The organism is Dyella flava (assembly GCF_016904955.1).
Taxonomy (GTDB): domain Bacteria; phylum Pseudomonadota; class Gammaproteobacteria; order Xanthomonadales; family Rhodanobacteraceae; genus Dyella_B; species Dyella_B flava.
The window spans coordinates 314,160-331,876 of sequence record NZ_JADIKE010000038.1; the positions used below are offsets into that span (position 1 = coordinate 314,160).

The 17,717-nt window shown below is 60.5% G+C and carries 19 protein-coding genes and 1 tRNA gene; 10 read left to right on the forward strand and 10 right to left on the reverse strand.

The genetic code is table 11. The annotated features are described in order from the left end of the window. Nucleotides 1–22: 22 nt before the first annotated feature. Nucleotides 23–370: a hypothetical protein gene (locus tag ISP19_RS17135; RefSeq protein ID WP_204683632.1), complete on the reverse strand. Its 348-nt coding sequence runs from the start codon at nucleotides 368–370 to the stop codon at nucleotides 23–25. Nucleotides 371–599: 229 nt separating this feature from the next. Here ISP19_RS17135 and ISP19_RS17140 point away from each other — a divergent pair, with 229 nt between their 5' ends. Then, a complete protein-coding gene (locus ISP19_RS17140; protein WP_204683633.1) occupies nucleotides 600–2,435 on the forward strand; it encodes a hypothetical protein in 1,836 nt (611 codons plus the stop codon). 165 nt (nucleotides 2,436–2,600) lie between these two features. On the opposite strand, the gene ISP19_RS17145 is transcribed toward ISP19_RS17140, so the two are convergent. From ISP19_RS17145 to ftsY, 5 genes are all read right to left on the reverse strand, one after another. After that, nucleotides 2,601–2,676, reverse strand: a tRNA-Phe gene (locus ISP19_RS17145). A gap of 48 nt (nucleotides 2,677–2,724) precedes the next feature. Continuing rightward, entirely contained in the window at nucleotides 2,725–3,009 is a 285-nt protein-coding gene (locus ISP19_RS17150) for an oxidative damage protection protein (RefSeq protein ID WP_204683634.1), read from the reverse strand. Between the two features lie 22 nt (nucleotides 3,010–3,031). After that, entirely contained in the window at nucleotides 3,032–4,081 is a 1,050-nt protein-coding gene (gene mutY / locus ISP19_RS17155) for an A/G-specific adenine glycosylase (RefSeq protein WP_204683635.1), read from the reverse strand. Further along, nucleotides 4,078–5,166: an AsmA family protein gene (locus ISP19_RS17160; RefSeq protein ID WP_239556889.1), complete on the reverse strand. Its 1,089-nt coding sequence runs from the start codon at nucleotides 5,164–5,166 to the stop codon at nucleotides 4,078–4,080. The genes mutY and ISP19_RS17160 overlap by 4 nt, the downstream gene beginning before the upstream one ends. Continuing rightward, a complete protein-coding gene (ftsY, locus tag ISP19_RS17165) occupies nucleotides 5,166–6,242 on the reverse strand; it encodes a signal recognition particle-docking protein FtsY (protein ID WP_204683636.1) in 1,077 nt (358 codons plus the stop codon). The genes ISP19_RS17160 and ftsY overlap by 1 nt, the downstream gene beginning before the upstream one ends. A 73-nt stretch (nucleotides 6,243–6,315) precedes the next feature. Here ftsY and rsmD point away from each other — a divergent pair, with 73 nt between their 5' ends. The 7 genes from rsmD (at nucleotide 6,316) to ISP19_RS17200 (ending at nucleotide 12,224) form a co-directional block, all read left to right on the forward strand. Further along, complete coding sequence (gene rsmD, locus ISP19_RS17170) at nucleotides 6,316–6,891, forward strand: 16S rRNA (guanine(966)-N(2))-methyltransferase RsmD (protein WP_204683637.1); 576 nt, start codon at nucleotides 6,316–6,318, stop codon at nucleotides 6,889–6,891. A 32-nt stretch (nucleotides 6,892–6,923) separates the two neighbouring features. Continuing rightward, the gene (gene coaD, locus ISP19_RS17175; RefSeq protein WP_204683858.1) at nucleotides 6,924–7,457 is read left to right on the forward strand and encodes a pantetheine-phosphate adenylyltransferase; all 534 of its coding nucleotides are present in this window, start codon (nucleotides 6,924–6,926) and stop codon (nucleotides 7,455–7,457) included. Further along, nucleotides 7,450–7,956: a hypothetical protein gene (locus ISP19_RS17180; protein ID WP_204683638.1), complete on the forward strand. Its 507-nt coding sequence runs from the start codon at nucleotides 7,450–7,452 to the stop codon at nucleotides 7,954–7,956. Before coaD ends, ISP19_RS17180 begins: the two co-directional genes overlap by 8 nt. A gap of 197 nt (nucleotides 7,957–8,153) precedes the next feature. Continuing rightward, nucleotides 8,154–8,408: a YfhL family 4Fe-4S dicluster ferredoxin gene (locus ISP19_RS17185; RefSeq protein WP_204683639.1), complete on the forward strand. Its 255-nt coding sequence runs from the start codon at nucleotides 8,154–8,156 to the stop codon at nucleotides 8,406–8,408. Then, nucleotides 8,405–10,120, forward strand: a complete 1,716-nt coding sequence (gene ggt, locus ISP19_RS17190) for a gamma-glutamyltransferase (protein ID WP_204683640.1) — start codon at nucleotides 8,405–8,407, stop codon at nucleotides 10,118–10,120. Before ISP19_RS17185 ends, ggt begins: the two co-directional genes overlap by 4 nt. 184 nt (nucleotides 10,121–10,304) lie before the next feature. Continuing rightward, entirely contained in the window at nucleotides 10,305–11,153 is an 849-nt protein-coding gene (locus ISP19_RS17195) for an MBL fold metallo-hydrolase (protein WP_204683641.1), read from the forward strand. 24 nt (nucleotides 11,154–11,177) lie between these two features. Continuing rightward, nucleotides 11,178–12,224, forward strand: coding sequence for a TMEM43 family protein (locus ISP19_RS17200; RefSeq protein WP_204683642.1), 1,047 nt, complete (start codon nucleotides 11,178–11,180; stop codon nucleotides 12,222–12,224). Between the two features lie 25 nt (nucleotides 12,225–12,249). Here ISP19_RS17200 and ISP19_RS17205 read toward each other — a convergent pair whose 3' ends face one another. The 4 genes from ISP19_RS17205 to cdd all read right to left on the reverse strand — a co-directional run bounded on the left by ISP19_RS17205 (nucleotide 12,250) and on the right by cdd (nucleotide 14,903). Next, a complete protein-coding gene (locus tag ISP19_RS17205; RefSeq protein WP_204683643.1) occupies nucleotides 12,250–12,816 on the reverse strand; it encodes an NUDIX hydrolase in 567 nt (188 codons plus the stop codon). A gap of 43 nt (nucleotides 12,817–12,859) precedes the next feature. Continuing rightward, nucleotides 12,860–13,777, reverse strand: coding sequence for a 5'-3' exonuclease (locus ISP19_RS17210; protein ID WP_204683644.1), 918 nt, complete (start codon nucleotides 13,775–13,777; stop codon nucleotides 12,860–12,862). Continuing rightward, nucleotides 13,774–14,343: a nitroreductase family protein gene (locus ISP19_RS17215; protein ID WP_204683645.1), complete on the reverse strand. Its 570-nt coding sequence runs from the start codon at nucleotides 14,341–14,343 to the stop codon at nucleotides 13,774–13,776. The genes ISP19_RS17210 and ISP19_RS17215 overlap by 4 nt, the downstream gene beginning before the upstream one ends. A gap of 146 nt (nucleotides 14,344–14,489) precedes the next feature. Further along, nucleotides 14,490–14,903: a cytidine deaminase gene (gene cdd / locus ISP19_RS17220; protein ID WP_204683646.1), complete on the reverse strand. Its 414-nt coding sequence runs from the start codon at nucleotides 14,901–14,903 to the stop codon at nucleotides 14,490–14,492. A gap of 169 nt (nucleotides 14,904–15,072) precedes the next feature. Between cdd and ISP19_RS17225 the strand changes: the two genes are divergently transcribed. Then, entirely contained in the window at nucleotides 15,073–16,173 is a 1,101-nt protein-coding gene (locus tag ISP19_RS17225; RefSeq protein WP_204683647.1) for an NAD(P) transhydrogenase subunit alpha, read from the forward strand. Between the two features lie 404 nt (nucleotides 16,174–16,577). After that, entirely contained in the window at nucleotides 16,578–17,651 is a 1,074-nt protein-coding gene (locus tag ISP19_RS17230) for an acyltransferase family protein (protein WP_204683648.1), read from the forward strand. Nucleotides 17,652–17,717: the final 66 nt, after the last annotated feature.

The following is a 17,717-nucleotide window of genomic DNA, read 5'->3' on the forward strand; positions in this document are numbered from 1 at the left end:
CGTTACATGCCTTGGATTGTAGTCAAATCCTAATAAAGGGGGCAGGGTGGAGTTCCCAGGATTTAGTGGGCACGGGTTCGATTGCGGCTTGAAGGCGGTTTGTCCCAAGTGCACGCTGCTGTTGAAGATGAGTGCGTATGTCGAGCAGTTGATCGTCGCTGAGGGCGGTTTTGAATAGCTCGCGATAGGCGGCATGCCGATCGGTAGGTTCCACGCCGAGGGCCAGGTATTCGTCGTGTGGATGGATCAATGGATCGCTGGTTCCTAGAGCATTGGCGTGGAAGCTGGTCCAGCGATAATCCTGTGGAATAGCTACCATGGCAGCCCTTAGCGGAGGGTCGGCTATATCGAGGCGAGGTTGGCGTGGCATGATCAAGCTTCCGGTAGGGCGGCCCGAAAGCTTGGCGGTTTATGGGTGGGAAGTTAGTCGGTCAACTCCGCATTTGTGTGTAGGAAAAGTGTTCTGACGTCTTTGTTCTCGACGTCATCGAAGGGAGGCGTTCATGGGAAGGCGAGTCTGGCGGATAACGCGAAGTAGAATTTTTAATTCTGACGAACATCACTTCAATAATTGCGGTCCCAAAAGGCTACATCCTGATATGCAGATGCTGAAAGACATACGTTCAAACTTACTTAAAACGTTTCGGTTCCGACACGGAATATCGTGGCTCATACTAATCTCGATGGTGCTAGGACTAACGCTTGTGCTGAGCGTTGGATCAGCAGTTCAATCCTGGATTGTAGGGATAGCCAGTTCGAATCACGCATCTATCTACGAAAGTGTCTACCACGACAACCTGATCCAGCCGATCGATTACCGATCTTGGATTCTTTGGGTTCTCTGCATTGACTTTCCAGTGATGGCTATTGCAATCGTCGCCTTAGGCCTCACAGCAGTGACGGCAAGGCGCATCTCGCTACACTTGACCGTATGCACGATGATTGTCCTGACGTTGGATGACGCCATCAGAACTGCAATGGCGCATACAATCACTGTGGCAGACATGGCGGTGAATATTGTATGCAATGCGGCAGGGTCAATCTTTATTGCGGCATGGGTCATCGGCACATTAAAAGTTGCCGGATTCCTCGCGTTGAAAATGAGGACTGACAAGGGAATCGTAAACGTCTTCGCGCTACTTACACCTGTGCTCTTTGGCTTGCTTACTACTTCAATTGTCTTCGAGACTTGCAAGGTAATGTTCGAAGCTGTGCCGATTAGACTGCAGGCGACATTGCGTCCCGGGGCGTCCGCTTGGTACTCGCGTAAGATTGATGCGGCATTACTTGAGAGAGATGACCAGCCTGCAGATCCTTCTAGGGGATCTGAAATTAGCTCGGGGCCGTTCGACTGGTATCCGGTGCACAATTTAGATGGTCAGGTCTTTGCTGTGTCCCCGGCTCAGTCCGTACAGCTGACATGGAGAAAGCCCAGCGACGATAGAAAGTTTGATCTAACAATTCAGCAGATCATGAACTGTTCATGGTGGACAATCAGCTCGCTAAAAAGCGGTAGTGATGTTTTGAAGTTCAAAGATGTGCACTCGATGGCCGCAGCCTTCGACGGCGGAGGTGAAATCTCGTCGGTGGAGAAAAGTACTACCTCAATGCACGCGGCACTAGTTGCTGACGATTCTCGAGGTATTTCTATCCAAAATGGCTCGACGAAGGGGACGCTTCAGTTTCAGCAAATGGTTGGGAACGCGAGCCTAACTTATGGTGGCGGATATGATGGTCTCACGGCAGCTTTGACTACCTACCTGTTTCGATCGAGTAACGATGCCGTAATTCCGACGTCTCGCGAATTGACATTGACGATAGACGGAAAAGTAAACAGGGTAAAGCTCATGCCTCAATGGAGTAAGGTGAATAAACATGCACTATGCGAGTCTATTTCACCACTCACCTTGGGCGAGAATGGATTAGCCAATGAAACCCTACCGGACGCCGTCACGGCTGGGATCGTTGTAACAATCCAGCCGGAGCAGCTGCGGCAACTTACTACGCTCAATTCCAATGGGGAATTCAAAGTTAGCAAAATCAACGGATGGGTTGCCCTAAATAATATTCAAACGAATTCAGCCCCTTTTTCAAGCAACCATGGGATGTCGACTTACCTGACGATGTACGGAAAGAACGTAGATCTGAAGGCGGATGATCGAGTTCTGAAATTAGAACCTGATGACCTGTTCTTCATCGAAGGTCCGCTAGAGCTATGGGTTGATTCTGATGATCACATAAAAATTGCCGGCATCGGTAAGTTCATCTACAAAAACAATGTGAGATTCAACAAAACGTTATGGGAGGAACTCTCTTGGTCCTACCGCAGCGTAATCGTGGGATTGCTTGCGACAGCTTTATGGTGGGTAGCTAAGCAGATATGGAAATGGGTCGCGTCGGATGGATCTATGCCCATACTTGAGAGAAAGATCTAAGGGGCTGAACATCGATTCCCCGTAATTCAGTGCCAAACTAAATCAGAGGTCGCCGGCTCATTTTGAATTCGAAACTCGGAAGGCGTGAGGCCGATGAGCGGCAACCAAAGAGCAGGACGCAAAAATGAAAAACGGCCTGCATCGCTGCAGGCCGTTGAAATTCAATGGTGGCCGGGGACGGAATCGAACCGCCGACACGGGGATTTTCAATCCCCTGCTCTACCAACTGAGCTACCCGGCCATGGGTATTGCGTGGAGCCGCACATTAAATCGGATGAGCGGCTGAACGTCAAGACTCCTGGTCCGGAGCGATATAGCCTTCGGGCTTCTTCGCCGCCTCGTCGCCGCCAAACAGGAATTTTTCCATTTCGCCACCCAGGAACTGACGGGATTTGGGATCGAGCGGGTTGAGGCGGTATTCGTTGATCAGCATCGTCTGGTGGTTCAGCCATTGCTGCCAGGCGGGCTTGGAGATTTCGGCGAAGATGCGCTGGCCCAGCGGGCCGGGCCAGGGGGCAAAATCCAGGCCTTCGGCGTCGATGCCCAGCTTGGCGCAATGAATCGTACGGCTCATCTGTGTTCTCGTCTTGAGTAAGTTACGGCGCGGCCGGTTCGGGCAGGGCCAGCAGCAGGGACCGCACCGGAGCGGGCAGGCCGAGTGCCGAAAGGTCGGCGATGGCGGACCAGCGCAGGTCGGCATTATCGGCGATTGCGTGTGCCGGTGCTGCATTGTCGAACAGCAGCGGCTGAATCTGCAGGCGGTAGTGGCTGAACACATGTACGAAGGGTGTCAGCGACTGCGCGTCTTCGATCCGCGCCTTGAGCTGCGCTTCGCGCCATGCGCCGTCGGTGTCCTCGGCTTCCGGCAAACTCCATAAGCCGGACCACACGCCTTGCGGCCCGCGCCGTTGCAGCAGCACACGGCCTTCGGCATCGCGCAGGACCAGCATCACCGTGCTGCGCGTGGGGATGGCCTTGCCGGGTTTTGGCGTGGGTAGTTGCGTGGTCAGATTGTCGCGTTGAGCCACGCAGTCGCCAGCGACTGGGCATGCGGCGCAGAGCGGCCGCGAACGCACGCACAGGGTGGCGCCGAGATCCATGATCGCTTGCGTGTAATCGGCGGTCCGCGCCGCTGGCGTATGTTCATCGGCACGCAACCACAGCTGCTTTTCCACCTCGCGCTCGCCGGGATGACCGAAGATGCCGTGGAAGCGTGTCAGTACACGCTTCACGTTGCCGTCGAGGATCGGATAGCGCAAGCCGTAAGCCTGGGCGAGGATCGCGCCGGCCGTGGACCTGCCGATGCCCGGGAGTGCCGCCAGTGCATCGAAATCGCTTGGCAGTTGACCGTTGTGGCGCTCCACGCACAGTTGCGCGGCTTTGTGCAGGAAGCGTGCGCGGCGGTAGTAGCCAAGACCCGACCACAGTGCCAGCACGACGTCTTCTTCGGCGTCGGCAAGCTCGCGCAGGCCAGGCAGCCGCGTTACGAAGCGCTGGAAGTAGGGGATCACCGTGGCCACTTGGGTCTGCTGCAGCATGATTTCCGACAACCACACGCGATACGCATCCCGTGGATGTTGCCAGGGAAGATCATGACGGCCGTGGCGATCAAACCAGGCGAGCAGGGCGTTAGCGAAAGAGGTCACGGATGCGGTGCAGCAGCGGTGGCGGGGGTAGTGACGCTGCTTGTGCTGGCGGGCACGGCGTCGCCGGTCTGAATGCTCAGCCCTTCGATATGGAGGTTGCCAAGATCGAGCTTGGCCATGTCCACTTGGCCATTACCGGGTGGCGCGGCAAGTCTGGGGCCTTGTGGATTGGCGAGCTGATTCCACCACTGCGCCAATGCCAATAGCGGCAGTTCCAGGTCGATGTGATTGTCCGTGCCCAGCAGTTTCACATGCAGCAGCAGGGGGTTGTTCTCTCCGGCCGGTGCCAGCACTACGGCAGCGTCGTAGCTGCCCTTGTCCGCCTCGCTGAATTTGCCCTGTAATTGCAAGGCCATGTTGGTGCTGCCCATCCAGCGCCCGTGACCGGCAAGATGCAGTGCCGTGGCGCTGCTGTCGGTGGCATGCACGCTGAGATTGTTGAGCATCAACACGCCGCCGGCGATGCTTGGCACCATCGATAGCTGCAACTGCAGCGGTGTGCCATCGGGTTCCTTGCCCGCCAGGTTGATGCTGAAGACTTGTCCGGCCATCAGGTGGCCGGTATCGAGCGACACGTTGCTCAGCCACTGGTTGTTGTTTTCCACCACGCTGCCGTTACGGATGCGCACGCCCGTCACGATGCTCGGGATTTGTTCCGGCACCGCGGTCGATTGCGGCGGCAGCGACATCATCCATGCCTGCAATGCATCCAGATCCACGCGTGGCGAGTTGATCTGCATGAGCGAAATCACCATCGGACCACCGAACAAGGTGTGCCACGGCAACACCAGCCGGCCGTTGGCGGCCTGCACAATCGGCATGTTGGCGGTGTCGTTGGGGTTCGACGCTCGCGCAATCAGCGTGATGCCTTCCAGATGCAAGGATGGACGCGGGAACAGACTCGGGCTGGCGGGACTGGACAGGGTGAGCTGCAGGCCGGCGTCCGCCGCCTGTTCTTTCAGCATGGCGGTGAAACGATCCGGCTGCAGCAGCAGATACAGCGCCGCCAGCACGGTGAGCGTGACGCCGCCGAGCGCGCTCGCGAAGACGATCAGCAGCACTCGCAGCGGGCGCGGCAGATTCATCAGGTTTGTGCAAACTCGGCCGGAAGCAAGCCGTCGACATAGGCTTGCGCGTCGAACACACGCAGATCCGTGGCTTTTTCGCCCAGGCCGACAAAGCGAATGGGCAGGCCGAACTCGCGCGCCAGCGCAAACACCACGCCACCCTTGGCCGTGCCGTCCAACTTCGTGACAACCAGGCCCGTTACGCCGACGATCTGGCGGAACTGGCGCACCTGATTGACCGCGTTTTGGCCGGTGGTGCCGTCGATCACCATCAACACTTCATGTGGCGCGTCAGCGTCAAGCTTCTTGAGCACGCGGGCGATCTTGCCCAGCTCGTCCATCAATCCGCCCTGCGTATGCAGGCGACCCGCCGTGTCGGCAATCAACACATCAGCGTTGCGCGAACGAGCGGCTTGCAGGGCGTCGAAGATCACGCTGGCGGAGTCGGCATCCTGGCCTTGCGAAATCACCGGCACCTGGTTGCGGTCACCCCAGGTCTTGAGCTGCTCAACCGCGGCAGCGCGAAAGGTGTCGCCGGCCGCCAGCAGCACCTGCCGGTTTTCATCGCGCCATTTGCGGGCGAGTTTGCCGATGGTGGTGGTCTTGCCCACGCCGTTGATGCCCACGGTGAGCACCACGAACGGTTTGTGGCCGCTCGCATCCAATGGATGTTGTACGGGCTTGAGCAGGCCGATCAGTTCTTGTCGCAACGCTTGCAGCAGGGCGTCGGCGTCGGCGAACTCGCGCTTGTGCATCCGCTTGCGCAGATTCTCGACCAGCATGGTGCTGGCTTCGATGCCGACATCGGCAGTGATCAGAGTGGTTTCCAGCTCATCCAGCAGGCTGTCGTCCAGCTTGGGGTGGCGGGAGAATATTGAGGAAATACCGCGCGCGAACGCGCTACCGGAAAGCCGTTCGCGCCAACCGCGCTTGGCAGCCGGGCCTGCGGCGCCTTCAGCCTCTACGGCAGGGACTGCATCCGATACGGGAAGCGCCTCCGGCGCGGCCGTTTCGGCTGGCGCCTGGTCGATCGCTTCCTCGCTGTTTTCCCCGGTGCCGTTCTCGGCTGGCTTCTTCTTCCAAAACTTGAGCATGGGGCATGGGATTCAAAGACAATGGGCGAATGCTATCACCCCGACCCGTACTCTCCGCTGAGGATGCCCGTGCATGAAGGCGGCGTCCGGACGTATTCGCATTATTGGCGGCCACTTGCGCAACTCCCGCCTGAACGTGCCCGATCTCCCCGGGTTGCGGCCCACCCCTGAGCGGGTGCGCGAAACCCTTTTCAACTGGCTCGCACCAACGATCGCCGGGGTGCAGGCGCTGGACCTGTGCGCGGGTACCGGTGCCTTGGGTATCGAGGCCCTGTCGCGCGGGGCTGAGACCGTGCAGTTTGTCGAGCCGGATGCATCGGCCGCCGACGCCTTGCGCGACAACCTGTCCCGCTTGAAGGCTCACGGCGGCGAGGTGGCGAGCGTGGATGCGGTTCGTTTTCTGCAGCGCACGCCGCAGCGGTTTGGCCTGGTGTTTCTGGATCCGCCCTTTGCGTTGCAGTTATGGGCGCCGTTGACCCGAACGCTGGAGGAAGGTGGTTGGCTTGCTGCTGCCGCACAGATTTATGTGGAATCGCCGCGCGGGCAGGCACCCGCTGTACCGGCAAACTGGGCGCTGCATCGCGAGGGGCATGCCGGCGAGGTCCGCTATGCACTCTATCGCCGCATCGGAAGTGATCCGTTAAGCTAATGCTTTCCTCCCGCGAAGCTGTTTTCGTGAACATTCCGCCGGTCAATACCCGCCTCGCCGTTTATCCGGGCACGTTCGACCCGATTACGAATGGCCATGCGGATCTCGTCGCGCGTGCCGCGCCGTTGTTCGAACGCATTGTTGTCGCCGTGGCGGAAAGCCCCAACAAGGGCAAGGGCCCCGGCTTCACCATGCAGGAGCGGATCTCCCTGGCGCGCCTTGCGCTGGCCGATCTGCCCAACGTGGAAGTGCGTGGTTTCGATTCCCTGCTGGCCCAATTCGTCAGCGAGATTGGCGCTGGCGTGATTATCCGTGGATTGCGCGCCGTGTCGGACTTCGAATACGAATTCCAGCTGGCAAGCATGAATCGCCACCTCATTCCCAATGCCGAAACGTTATTCTTGACGCCGGCGGAGCAATACAGCTTCATTTCGTCGTCGCTGGTGCGCGAGATCGGTCGCCTGGGTGGCGATATCTCCGGCTTCGTGCATCCTGCGGTCCAACAGGCCATGCGGCAGCGCTGGCACAAAAAGCAACCCGAAACCGAAGGGGATAACTATGCGTAAACTCACTTTCATCGCCACTGCCCTTGCGTTGACTGGCTGCCTGGCTCTGACTGCCTGCAACAACCAGAGCGGCGACAATCAGCAGCAGGCGGCCCAGCCGCAGAAGGTCAGCAAGCCGACCGACCCGAACGACAGCAAGGGCTGGAACGCCTACCTGGGCCAGATCGTGCAGAACAACATGCAGGGCATGAGCGCGCCGCAGCCGTATGCCTATCTGGTACCGGCCGGCGACAGCGACGATGCCAAGGATTCTCGCGACCGTCAGCTCAGCAACGTGCAGGACATCGTGGCCCGCGGCATCCTGCCGGGTAACCTGGTGGCGATCGGAGGCCCGGATTCGGGCAAGACGGCCGACCTGGTCACCGCCGCTTTCAAGGATGCCAAGCCCGGCTCCATGAAGGGCGTGATCATCGTGGTGATCGGCGACAAGGCGGATGAGCAGCGCGTGGATGCGGTGCTGAATCCGACCAACGCCACGGTCCGTTACGTGGAAATGTAAGGTCTGTTTTCCCGCTCCCCCAAGGGGAGCGGGACGGAGTAAGGGGCGCCCTGGCGTGGCTGCCGATCGAAATTTGTTTCGATGCAGCTCACCGCAAGTGGCGTCCCTCATCTCCCCCTTCTTTCTCTGGAGAGAGTGGGTTTAGTTGCTTCTTGCTGCTTCGCACAATAAGCGCCGGCCCTGTAGACTAATCCGGCATGTCCCTCAAGATCCTCGACACTTGCGTCAACTGCGACGTCTGCGAACCCGTCTGCCCTAACAAGGCGATTTCGCTTGGCGAGGACTACTACATCATCGATCCCGCCTTGTGCACTGAATGCATCGGTCATCACGACGAGCCGCAGTGCGTGGTCGTGTGCCCGGTGGAATGCATCATCGTCGATCCCGCGCATACCGAAACGCGCGACCAGCTTGAAGACAAATACAAACATCTGATGGAGGCCAAGGGATGAAGCTTGCGTTGCGTTGGCATGTGCTGTTGATCGGTTTTGTACTGGGGACGAGCGGGGCGTTTGCCGCCGATAATCCGAAACCATCCACACAGGCCGCGCCGCTTGCACAGCGCCCCGGCCACGCCGGTATCGCCAGCGCCAACGCACTGGCTACCGAAGCCGGTTTCGAGGTGTTGGCCAAAGGCGGCAACGCATTTGATGCCGCGATCGCCGTCGCGTCTACCTTGTCGGTGGTCGAACCGGAAAGCTCCGGCATGGGCGGCGGTTTCATGGCCACCATGCATGTCGCTGCGTCGGACCGCAACGTGTTCATTGATGCGCGCGAAGCGGCGCCGGCGGCGGTCAACCCCAAGGACTATCTCAACCCCGACGGCACGCCCAATCGCGACACTGCGCTGAAGGGGCCGCTGTCAGCGGGTATTCCGGGCGAGCCGGCAGGCCTGGTCTGGCTGGCCAAGCACTACGGCAAGCTGCCGCTGACGGAATCGCTGGCACCGGCGATCCGTACCGCGCGCGATGGCTTCAAACCGGACAGCCGCCTGGTCGGCGCCATCCAGGAAGAACAGCAGAATCTGGAGCGCTGGCCGGCGTCGGCGGCGGTTTATCTGCCCAACGGCAAGCCGCCGGTCGAGGGCGAAATCTTCCGCAATCCGGACCAGGCGCATACGCTGGAGCAATTGGCGCAATACGGTGATTCCGGTTTCTATAGCGGCGAGACGGCGCAGAAGCTGATCGAGGCGGTGCATGCTGCCGGCGGCAACTGGACCTTGAAGGATCTGTCCTCGTATCGCGTCAAGGAACGCACGCCGATCACCGTCGATTATCACGGCTACCAGATCATCACTGCGCCGCCGCCGTCTTCAGGTGGCGTGGCGATCGCCGAAATCCTGAATATTCTTTCCGGCTTCGACCTGAGCCAGATGGATCAGGTACATCGCGCGCACTATGTGATCGAGGCCATGCGTCGTGCCTTCCGCGATCACAACGATTACCTGGGCGATCCGGATTTCGTGAAGATGCCGCTGGATATGCTGCTCTCGCCCTATTACGCCGACGGCCTGCGCCAGACCATCCTGCCCGACAGGGCCACGCCGTCGTCGATGCTGGCGCCGACCAGCGGTCAGGATCCGGGCATGCACACCACGCATTTCTCGATCATCGATGCTGACGGCAACATGGTATCGATCACCTCGACGGTGAATTACATCCTCGGTTCCACCTTTGTCGCGCAGGGCACCGGCGTAGTGCTGAATGACGAGATGGACGACTTTGCGCTGGTGCCGAACAAGCCGAACGTCTACGGCCTGCTCGGCAGCAAGGCGAATGCGCCCGAACCGGGCAAGCGCATGCTGTCGTCGATGTCGCCGAGCATCGTGATCGGTCCGGATCGCACGGCGGTGATCGGTTCGCCGGGCGGCTCCACCATCATCACCCAGGTGCTGGAAGGCATTCTTGCCTTTATCGATGGCGGTGACGCGCAGCAGGTGGTCGCGCACAAGCGCTTCCACCATCAGTTCATGCCCGACGTGGTCAATGTGGAGCCGGGCGCGTTCGATGCCGCCACCAGCGAAGCCCTGACGCGCATGGGCTACACGCTCAAGAACCGCGAGCCGTGGGGTTTCATGAACGTGGTGATCTGGGATCGCCGCAGCAACAAGCTCGACGCTGCCAGCGATCCGCGTCGTCCGGATGGCCTGGGCAAGGTGCAGTAATAAAGCTCGTCCCGGACGTGGTCCGGGACAGAGCCGGGGCTCGGTCCTGCATTGAGAATGTGCAAGCGCGTTGTGCTTTCGCAGCGGCACAACAGCGCTCTCACATCAAGGAAACTCCTGGGTGCGATAATCGCGCATCATTCCACGCAGTTTGCTGCGCTGAAGCCCCCGGCAGGATGAACCCATGCAATTGTGGTCGATCAACGGTAATACGCAGAAACTCGATGGCGGCGCGATGTTCGGCAATGCGCCCAAGGCGATGTGGTCGCGCTGGATCGCGCCGGATGAATTCAACCGCATTCCGCTGGCCTGCCGCTGCTTGCTGGTAAAGGATCTCGACGGCCGCAACGTGCTGTTCGAGACCGGCATCGGCGCCTTCTTCGAACCCTCGCTGCGTGAGCGCTACGGCGTGGTGGAAAGCCACCACGTCCTGCTTGATTCGCTGGCCGAGGCCGGCGTGTCGCATGAAGACATCGATGTGGTCGTGCTATCGCACCTGCACTTCGACCACGCCGGCGGGCTGCTTGCCGCGTGGGAGGAGGGCAAGCCACCGCAGCTATTGTTCCCGCATGCGAAGTTCCTGGTCGGCGCCCACCATTGGCAGCGCGCCTTGAAGCCGCACCCGCGCGATCGCGCTTCGTTCATCCCCGAATTGCAGCATCTGTTGATGCAGAGCGGCCGGCTGGAGCTGGTGGCCGGGGAGTATTCGCAGACGCTGGGACAATCCGTGCGTTTTCATTTTTCGGATGGCCACACGCCAGGGTTGATGCTGGCGGAATTCGCCGGCGTAGTTTTTTGCGCCGACCTGATCCCGGGCCGCCCCTGGGTGCACTTGCCCATCACCATGGGCCACGACCGCTTCCCCGAAGCGTTGATCGAAGAAAAGCGCGCCTTTCTTGACGACAAGCTTGCGCGCAACGTGCGGTTGTTTTTCACGCATGACCACGCCTGCGCCATCGCGCGCGTGACACGCGATGAGCGTGGGCGCTATGGTACGGCGGACGAGCAGCCTGAATTACACGGCGCAATCTGATAGTTGGCCAACACCGGAGGTTCGATGAGCGGCGAGCGCAAGCCACCCCTCTCCATCCGTGAATTGCTATTGCCTGCACTCGGTGCAGTGATCCTGCTTATCGGCGTCGGCGTAGCCGCGGTCACCGAACAAGGTCAGGTCGAATACCGCGCGCAAATGCAGCGTCATGGTGGCGATGTGCTCAATCTTGGCAGCGATGGCCGTCCGGATGCCGACGAGCAGGGCTATATGGTGCGCGTAGTCGGCCCCTTGCAGGTGGTTGAGTCGCCGCTGGATCAGCAATTCAACCAGCAGAGCAACCAGCCGGTGCTGATCCGCCACGTGCAGATGTTCCAGTGGCATGAGCTGCGTTATGGGGGGCCGGCAAGCTACGAACTCGATTGGGAAGATCATCCGATCGACTCAAGCCATTTCGAACACCCCGAAGGTCACACCAACCCCGGCAAATTTCCGCTGGAAGGCGCGCAGTTCGACGCCGGTCTGGTGCGTTTGAACGATTTCGTGCTGGATCCGGCATTGGTGCATGCATTGACGGGGAGCCAGCCGGTGACACCGGACCTGCGTAGTTTGCCCAGCAACCTGGCCGCCAGTTTCAGCCTGTTCAACAACAGCCTGGTGACCAGCGCGGTGCCGTCCAATCCGCAACTCGGTGATCTGCGTGTGATCTGGGAGGCGGTACCGGCGCAGGAGATCACGGTTATCGCCAAAGTGAGTGGCAATCGCCTGATTCCCGCCACCGATGCAGCCGATGGCGTGGGCTTTGCCGTGCAGTCCGGCGATGTTTCGCTGGCTGATATTTTTCCCGACTTGCCGCTGCCGCCCGATTACCCCTGGCTGCGTCGCATTGCCTCGATCCTGCTGGCGACGCTGGGCACGACCATATTGCTGCGCTGGCACTACCAGCGCATTGATCCGGTGCTTGCGCCCGCCATCGCCGTGCTGGTGATTGGCGCAGTGGATGCGGTGTTGTGGCTGGGCAATGACAACACCCGTGCAGCGGGGTGGTTGGTGCTTGCGCTGATTGGCATCGCTTTGGCCGCGTGGCGTGTGCGGGTGTTGCGGCATCACTGATGCGGGTGAGGGCTACCCGAACAGGCTACCCGAACAGGTTTGGGTGCTCGATAAACCACAAACCTGCAAACAGCTTCGGGTCGATCGAATAACCTTCGGCCCCGCGTGCGATCAGCCATGCGGCGGCATGCTTGCGTGGCACTTCATGCACCACAATGTTTTCGCTCTCGTCGCCACCGCCGTTACTCACCTTGACCAGATCGTGCGCGCGCACGAACGCAATGATTTCGCTGCTCATGCCTGATGACGTCGGCCCCTCGTGCACGAAACTCACGCGGCTGCAGCGATAGCCGGTTTCTTCTTCCAGTTCGCGTTGCGCGGCGAGCAGGGCGCTTTCGTTTTCGCTACCGGACAGATCGCCGACCAGGCCTGCGGGCATCTCGATCGTGAATTTCTGCACCGCGACGCGGTACTGCTCCACAAACAGAATATTGTCCTCGGGCGTTACCGCCAGAATGATCACCGCCCCGCCCGGGTTATTGCGCTCGGCGTATTCCCAGCGACCGCGTTGACGCAGGCTGAGCCAGCGGCCCTGATAAAGCGTTTCGGGTTCGGCGCCGGCGTCTTTGGGTTTACGGTCTGGGTGATTCATCGGAAGAGATACCCGTTAAGGAGTGGGGATGTGTGCAACATGCTCAGCGGCCGGTTTCCGCGCTGTTGAGTGCACGCAGACGGTTGCGCGTCAGCGGGCCGAAGCGAAGCTGTTCGCACAGCGGTTCTAACGCATCCGGGGCGACGCGGCGCAGCAAGGCATCCGCATGGCTTTCAACCGGAGCGTCCAGGGCAATCCGGGTAAGCCGGCGATATAACCTGGCGGATTCGCCATGCTCGCGCAGTTTCGCGGCGCAACTGGCTGCGCCGCGCAGGCGCAGGAACGGTACTTCTTCGACGCGTTCGAGCAAGGCATCAAGACTGCCGAAGTGAGCAAGCAAGGCTGCGGCGGTTTTCGCGCCGATACCGGGTACACCCGGAATATTGTCGACCGCATCGCCGCATAGCGCGAGATAGTCCGCCACCTGCTCGGGATGTACGCCCAGCCGCTCGAACACACCGGCCGGTCCCCAGCGCTGATTGCGGGCGAAGTCCCATTGTTCGTCCTGCGCGCTCAGCAACTGGCCGAAATCCTTGTCGGCCGAAACGATCACGCTGCGAAAACCGTTGGCACGCAGGCCCCACAGCGTGCTGCCGATCAGGTCGTCGGCCTCAAAGCTGTGGTCGATCAATACGCGGATGCCCAACGCTTCGGTCACCGCACGGCATTGCACGAACTGCCGTTCCAGATCGGGCGGCGGCAGTTCGCGATTGGCCTTGTACAGCGGATAGATCGCGTTGCGAAACGAGGTCGTCAGCGAGGCATCGAAAGCCACGGCAAGATGCGTGGGGCGCTCGCGTTCCAGCAACTCGCACAGGAAGCGCGTGTAGCCATGCACGGCGTTGACCGGATGACCGTCTACGTCATGGAATTCGTCCGGCATGGAATGCCAGGCGCGAAACACGTACAGGCTGCCATCGATCAGGTGAGCGGTAGGGTGGCTGGAGCGAGACACGCTCATGCCTTCCATTCGCTAAGCAGATCGTCCAGCGCGGGGCGCTCACGATCGGGAATATCCGTCTGCGGCGTGCCGATATGCACGAAACCGATGACGCATTCGTTGCTCGCCAGGCCAAGCAGCTTCGCGACTTCCGGATCGTAGGCCGCCCAGCCGGTCAGCCACTGTGCCCCAAAGCCCAGCGCATAGGCGCCGAGCAGAATGTTGTAGGCCACGTTGCCGGCGCAGAGTTTCTGCTCGATGTCCGGAATGCCGGCGTCGGCATGCAGGCGAGCCACCACCACCATGACCAGCGGCGCAAAGGTGTAACGGAAGCGCTCTTTCTCGCGCTTGGATTCGGGCAGTTCCGGATCGCGGCGAATAGCCCGCTCGGCAAGCTGTTCACCGAATCGCAACTTGTCCTCGCCACGCAATTCAATCAGCCGGAAGGGCACCAGCTTGCCGTGATCGGGCACGCGGATGGCCGCTTCCAGCAAGGCGCGCAGGGTCGTGGCATCGGGAGCGGGTTCACCGAGCTGGCGGGAGGGGGCGGAATGACGTTGTTGGAGCAGCGAAAGCGCGTCAGGCATGGGCAGCCGTCCCTGAGAAAACGCCTATCCTACAATCGTCCGTGTTCAGAACCACTCACAACGATGGATAAGGGCGGGGCAAGTGCCTGGAATCCTCCGTGCACACAGGCGTGCGTTTGTCCGTACCTTCTTTGCTGCGCTGCCGCCTAAGGCGACGGGCGCAAGCGGAAGCTGTCGGGTAACAGCGCTTCCACGGTGGTTTGTCGCGTCGCGCCAGCGATGTTGGCGAGCAACACCGGCATGGCGGGATCGCACAACTCGTCCAGCACCTGGCGGCAGGCGCCACAGGGGGCGACCGGTTCGGGCGTATCGGCGATCACGGCGATAGCACGGAAGTCGCCCGGCTTGTAGCCCGCAGCGATGGCGCTGAACAAAGCTGTGCGTTCGGCACAGTTGCACAGCCCGTAAGCTGCGTTCTCCACGTTGCATCCTGAAAATTGCTTGCCATCGCGGGTTTGCAGGGCGGCGCCCACCTGGAAGCGTGAGTAGGGGGCGTAGGCCGATTGACGTGCATGGCGGGCAAGCTCCAACAAGGCGCTGCTGACGGGCTGCTCGGACATACGATCTCCAATCGGCGGACGGGCCAGTCTAACCCGAAGCGCATATGGCCTAGGGCCTGTTGGCACTATTGGCAACGCGGGCTACGCCAATAGTGCTAACAGGCCCTAAAGGTTCGCCCGGACGCGGGTATCGGCTAGGATGGTCGAACTACTCCGCTGGGGATAGCCGATGTCAATCACCGTGTCCGCATTGCGTGAAACTGCCGCCGGCGAGCGGCGTGTGGCGATCACGCCGGAAGTGGCAAAGAAGCTGCGCAGCAAGGGCGCGCGCGTATTGCTGGAGCGTGGCGCAGGCGATGCGGCTGGCTTTCCCGACGCGAGCTACGCCGATGTCGAGTTTGCCGAAGCCGCCCAGGTGGCAAGCGAGGCGGATTTGCTGGCCTGCGTGCTGCCGCCGGATGACAACGCGCTGGCTCGCTTGCGCGAAGGCAGTGTGGTGCTCGGCCAGCTGCGCCCGCACGGTGCGTCAGCGCGGATCCAGGCGCTGGCGCAGCGCAAGTTGACGTCCTTTTCGCTGGAAATGCTGCCGCGCACGACGCGCGCGCAGGCCATGGATGTATTGAGTTCGCAGGCCGCCGTTGCCGGCTATCGGGCCATGCTGATGGCCGCCGAGAACGCGCCGAAATTCTTCCCCATGCTCACTACGGCGGCCGGTACGATCCGCCCCTCGCGCGTCTTGGTGATTGGCGCCGGCGTGGCCGGTTTGCAGGCGATTGCGACGGCGCGCCGCCTGGGTGCCCAGATCGAAGGCTATGACGTGCGTCCGGAAACGCGCGAGCAGGTCGAGTCGCTCGGTGCAAAATTTCTGGAGCTCGGCGTAAGCGCGGCGGGCAGCGGCGGCTATGCCCGCGAACTTACCGCCGAAGAGCGGGCGGCCCAGCAGCAGGCGTTAGCCGATCATCTGAAAGTATTCGATGCAGTGGTGACGACTGCGGCGGTGCCGGGTCGCGCTGCGCCGAAAATCCTCACTACCGCGATGGTGGAGGGCATGAAGCCGGGCGCGTTGATCGTCGATCTGGCTGCCGACAGTGGCGGCAACTGCGAACTGACCCGACCCGGTGAGCGCGTCGAGCACGGCGGCGTCGTGATCCTGGGGCCGTTGAATCTGGCGGCGGGCGCGCCGTTGCATGCGTCGGAAATGTATGCGCGCAACATCTACAACTTTGCCGAGCTGCTGATCCGCGATGGTGCCTTGCAGCCGGACTTCAATGACGAGCTGGTCGCAAAAAGTTGCTTGACGCGCGGTAGCGAGATTCTGTTCCAGGGCTGAGCGGCCAACAGCGCCGCCACAGACGCAAGCAGCAAAAGCCGCATCATGGCGAGATCCTGGCCTGCACGATGTGCAAGCTTGCGCATGCCTCGCTGAAAGATCTTGATGGGCCTGGGTTCTGTCGAACATGTTTGCGCTGCGTAAGCGGGGCTTCCGGATCTTTGCCTGAGATCATTGACAGCGTTGTCATTCCGCGACAACACTGGATCAAGGGGCTACGCGTCGTGATTGGCGATGACATCGCGATACAGCGCTCGCCGCAGATGTTCTGCTGCAAAGGGGGGGGGCGCGGGAGTGTGCGTGATTATCACTGCGCCGGTCGATGGACTGTTTGACGCATGGGATCGCATTCGGCTGACGCCGCGCCAATCAACAAATCCATTGATCGATACGCGGGTAAATGCATGACGTTGTCATCCAAACGCTTGGCCTCCCTGGACGCGCTGCGAGGCTGCACGGTTGCGGCCATGCTGTTGGTGAACGACCCGGGTGACTGGGGGCATGTCTTTACACCGCTGGATCATTCGCCATGGAACGGTTGTACGCCGACCGATCTGGTGTTTCCGTTCTTTCTGTTCGTGGTTGGTGTGTCGTGCGCACTATCTCTCGTGCCACGTCATGAGCAAGGTGTGCCGCCTGCTGGATTGATGCGTAGCGCACTGTGGCGTGGCTTGCGCATTCTCGCCCTGGGTGTGTTGATAAATGTACTGGCCTGGTGGTGGATGCCCGGCGTGCACTTGCGCTTTCCGGGCGTTTTGCAGCGGATTGGTGTGTGCTTTGCCATCACCGCCGCCTTCGCGCTCTACACCAAGCCGCGCATTCAGTGGAGTGCGATCGTCGTATTGCTGCTCGGCTATTGGGGCTTGCTGTTGGCCAGCGGATCACTTGATCGCTGGGTGAATATTGTCAGCCGCACTGATACAGCAGTGTTCGGGCATTTTGTCTATCTCATCGACCCGGCCACCCAGCGCGGACACGATCCGGAAGGCTTGCTCAGCACGTTGCCTTCGATCGCCACGGCGCTGCTTGGTTTGTGCATGGGCAGCTGGCTCCGTGCCGACTACAAGAAGGCGTTGATGCTTGCCGGCGTGGTCATGGTGATGCTTGGCTACGCGTGGTCGTTCGTGTTGCCGCTCAACAAGAACCTGTGGACGCCATCCTTCGTGTTGTGGACGGGTGGTTGGGCCACGCTGGCATTGGTGTTGTTCCACGTGTTGATCGATCAGCATGATTGGCCGGCGATCGGTCGCCGCTTTGGCGTGAATGCCATTGCTGCTTATGCCGGTTCGGAACTGATGCAAATTGTTCTGCCTGCCGTGGGTTGGCAAGATCCGATCTATCAGCATGTGTTTGCCGGCTGGATCACGCCGCTGGCCGGTCCGTATATCGCATCCCTGGCGTATGCCGTGGCGTTCGTTGCGGTCTGGTGGGTGATCGTGGGGGTGATGGATCGCCAGCGGTGGTACGTAAAGCTCTGAGTTATCCACGCATCTTTATAGAGGCCCTTGAGCATGCCTGCCGCTACGCAGAATTGATCAGAGCAT

Bases quoted from the DNA above. Each gene is read 5' to 3' on its own strand.
- ISP19_RS17200 (WP_204683642.1), top strand. From the start codon at position 11,178: ATGAGCGGCGAGCGCAAGCCACCCCTCTCCATCCGTGAATTGCTATTG.
- ftsY (WP_204683636.1), bottom strand. From the start codon at position 6,242: ATGCTCAAGTTTTGGAAGAAGAAGCCAGCCGAGAACGGCACCGGGGAA.
- ISP19_RS17195 (WP_204683641.1), top strand. From the start codon at position 10,305: ATGCAATTGTGGTCGATCAACGGTAATACGCAGAAACTCGATGGCGGC.
- ISP19_RS17150 (WP_204683634.1), bottom strand. From the start codon at position 3,009: ATGAGCCGTACGATTCATTGCGCCAAGCTGGGCATCGACGCCGAAGGC.
- ISP19_RS17180 (WP_204683638.1), top strand. From the start codon at position 7,450: ATGCGTAAACTCACTTTCATCGCCACTGCCCTTGCGTTGACTGGCTGC.
- ISP19_RS17230 (WP_204683648.1), top strand. From the start codon at position 16,578: ATGACGTTGTCATCCAAACGCTTGGCCTCCCTGGACGCGCTGCGAGGC.
- ISP19_RS17140 (WP_204683633.1), top strand. From the start codon at position 600: ATGCAGATGCTGAAAGACATACGTTCAAACTTACTTAAAACGTTTCGG.
- cdd (WP_204683646.1), bottom strand. From the start codon at position 14,903: ATGTCCGAGCAGCCCGTCAGCAGCGCCTTGTTGGAGCTTGCCCGCCAT.
- ISP19_RS17215 (WP_204683645.1), bottom strand. From the start codon at position 14,343: ATGCCTGACGCGCTTTCGCTGCTCCAACAACGTCATTCCGCCCCCTCC.
- ISP19_RS17160 (WP_239556889.1), bottom strand. From the start codon at position 5,166: ATGAATCTGCCGCGCCCGCTGCGAGTGCTGCTGATCGTCTTCGCGAGC.
- ISP19_RS17135 (WP_204683632.1), bottom strand. From the start codon at position 370: ATGCCACGCCAACCTCGCCTCGATATAGCCGACCCTCCGCTAAGGGCT.
- ISP19_RS17185 (WP_204683639.1), top strand. From the start codon at position 8,154: ATGTCCCTCAAGATCCTCGACACTTGCGTCAACTGCGACGTCTGCGAA.
- ISP19_RS17210 (WP_204683644.1), bottom strand. From the start codon at position 13,777: ATGAGCGTGTCTCGCTCCAGCCACCCTACCGCTCACCTGATCGATGGC.
- ISP19_RS17205 (WP_204683643.1), bottom strand. From the start codon at position 12,816: ATGAATCACCCAGACCGTAAACCCAAAGACGCCGGCGCCGAACCCGAA.
- rsmD (WP_204683637.1), top strand. From the start codon at position 6,316: ATGAAGGCGGCGTCCGGACGTATTCGCATTATTGGCGGCCACTTGCGC.
- ggt (WP_204683640.1), top strand. From the start codon at position 8,405: ATGAAGCTTGCGTTGCGTTGGCATGTGCTGTTGATCGGTTTTGTACTG.
- ISP19_RS17225 (WP_204683647.1), top strand. From the start codon at position 15,073: ATGTCAATCACCGTGTCCGCATTGCGTGAAACTGCCGCCGGCGAGCGG.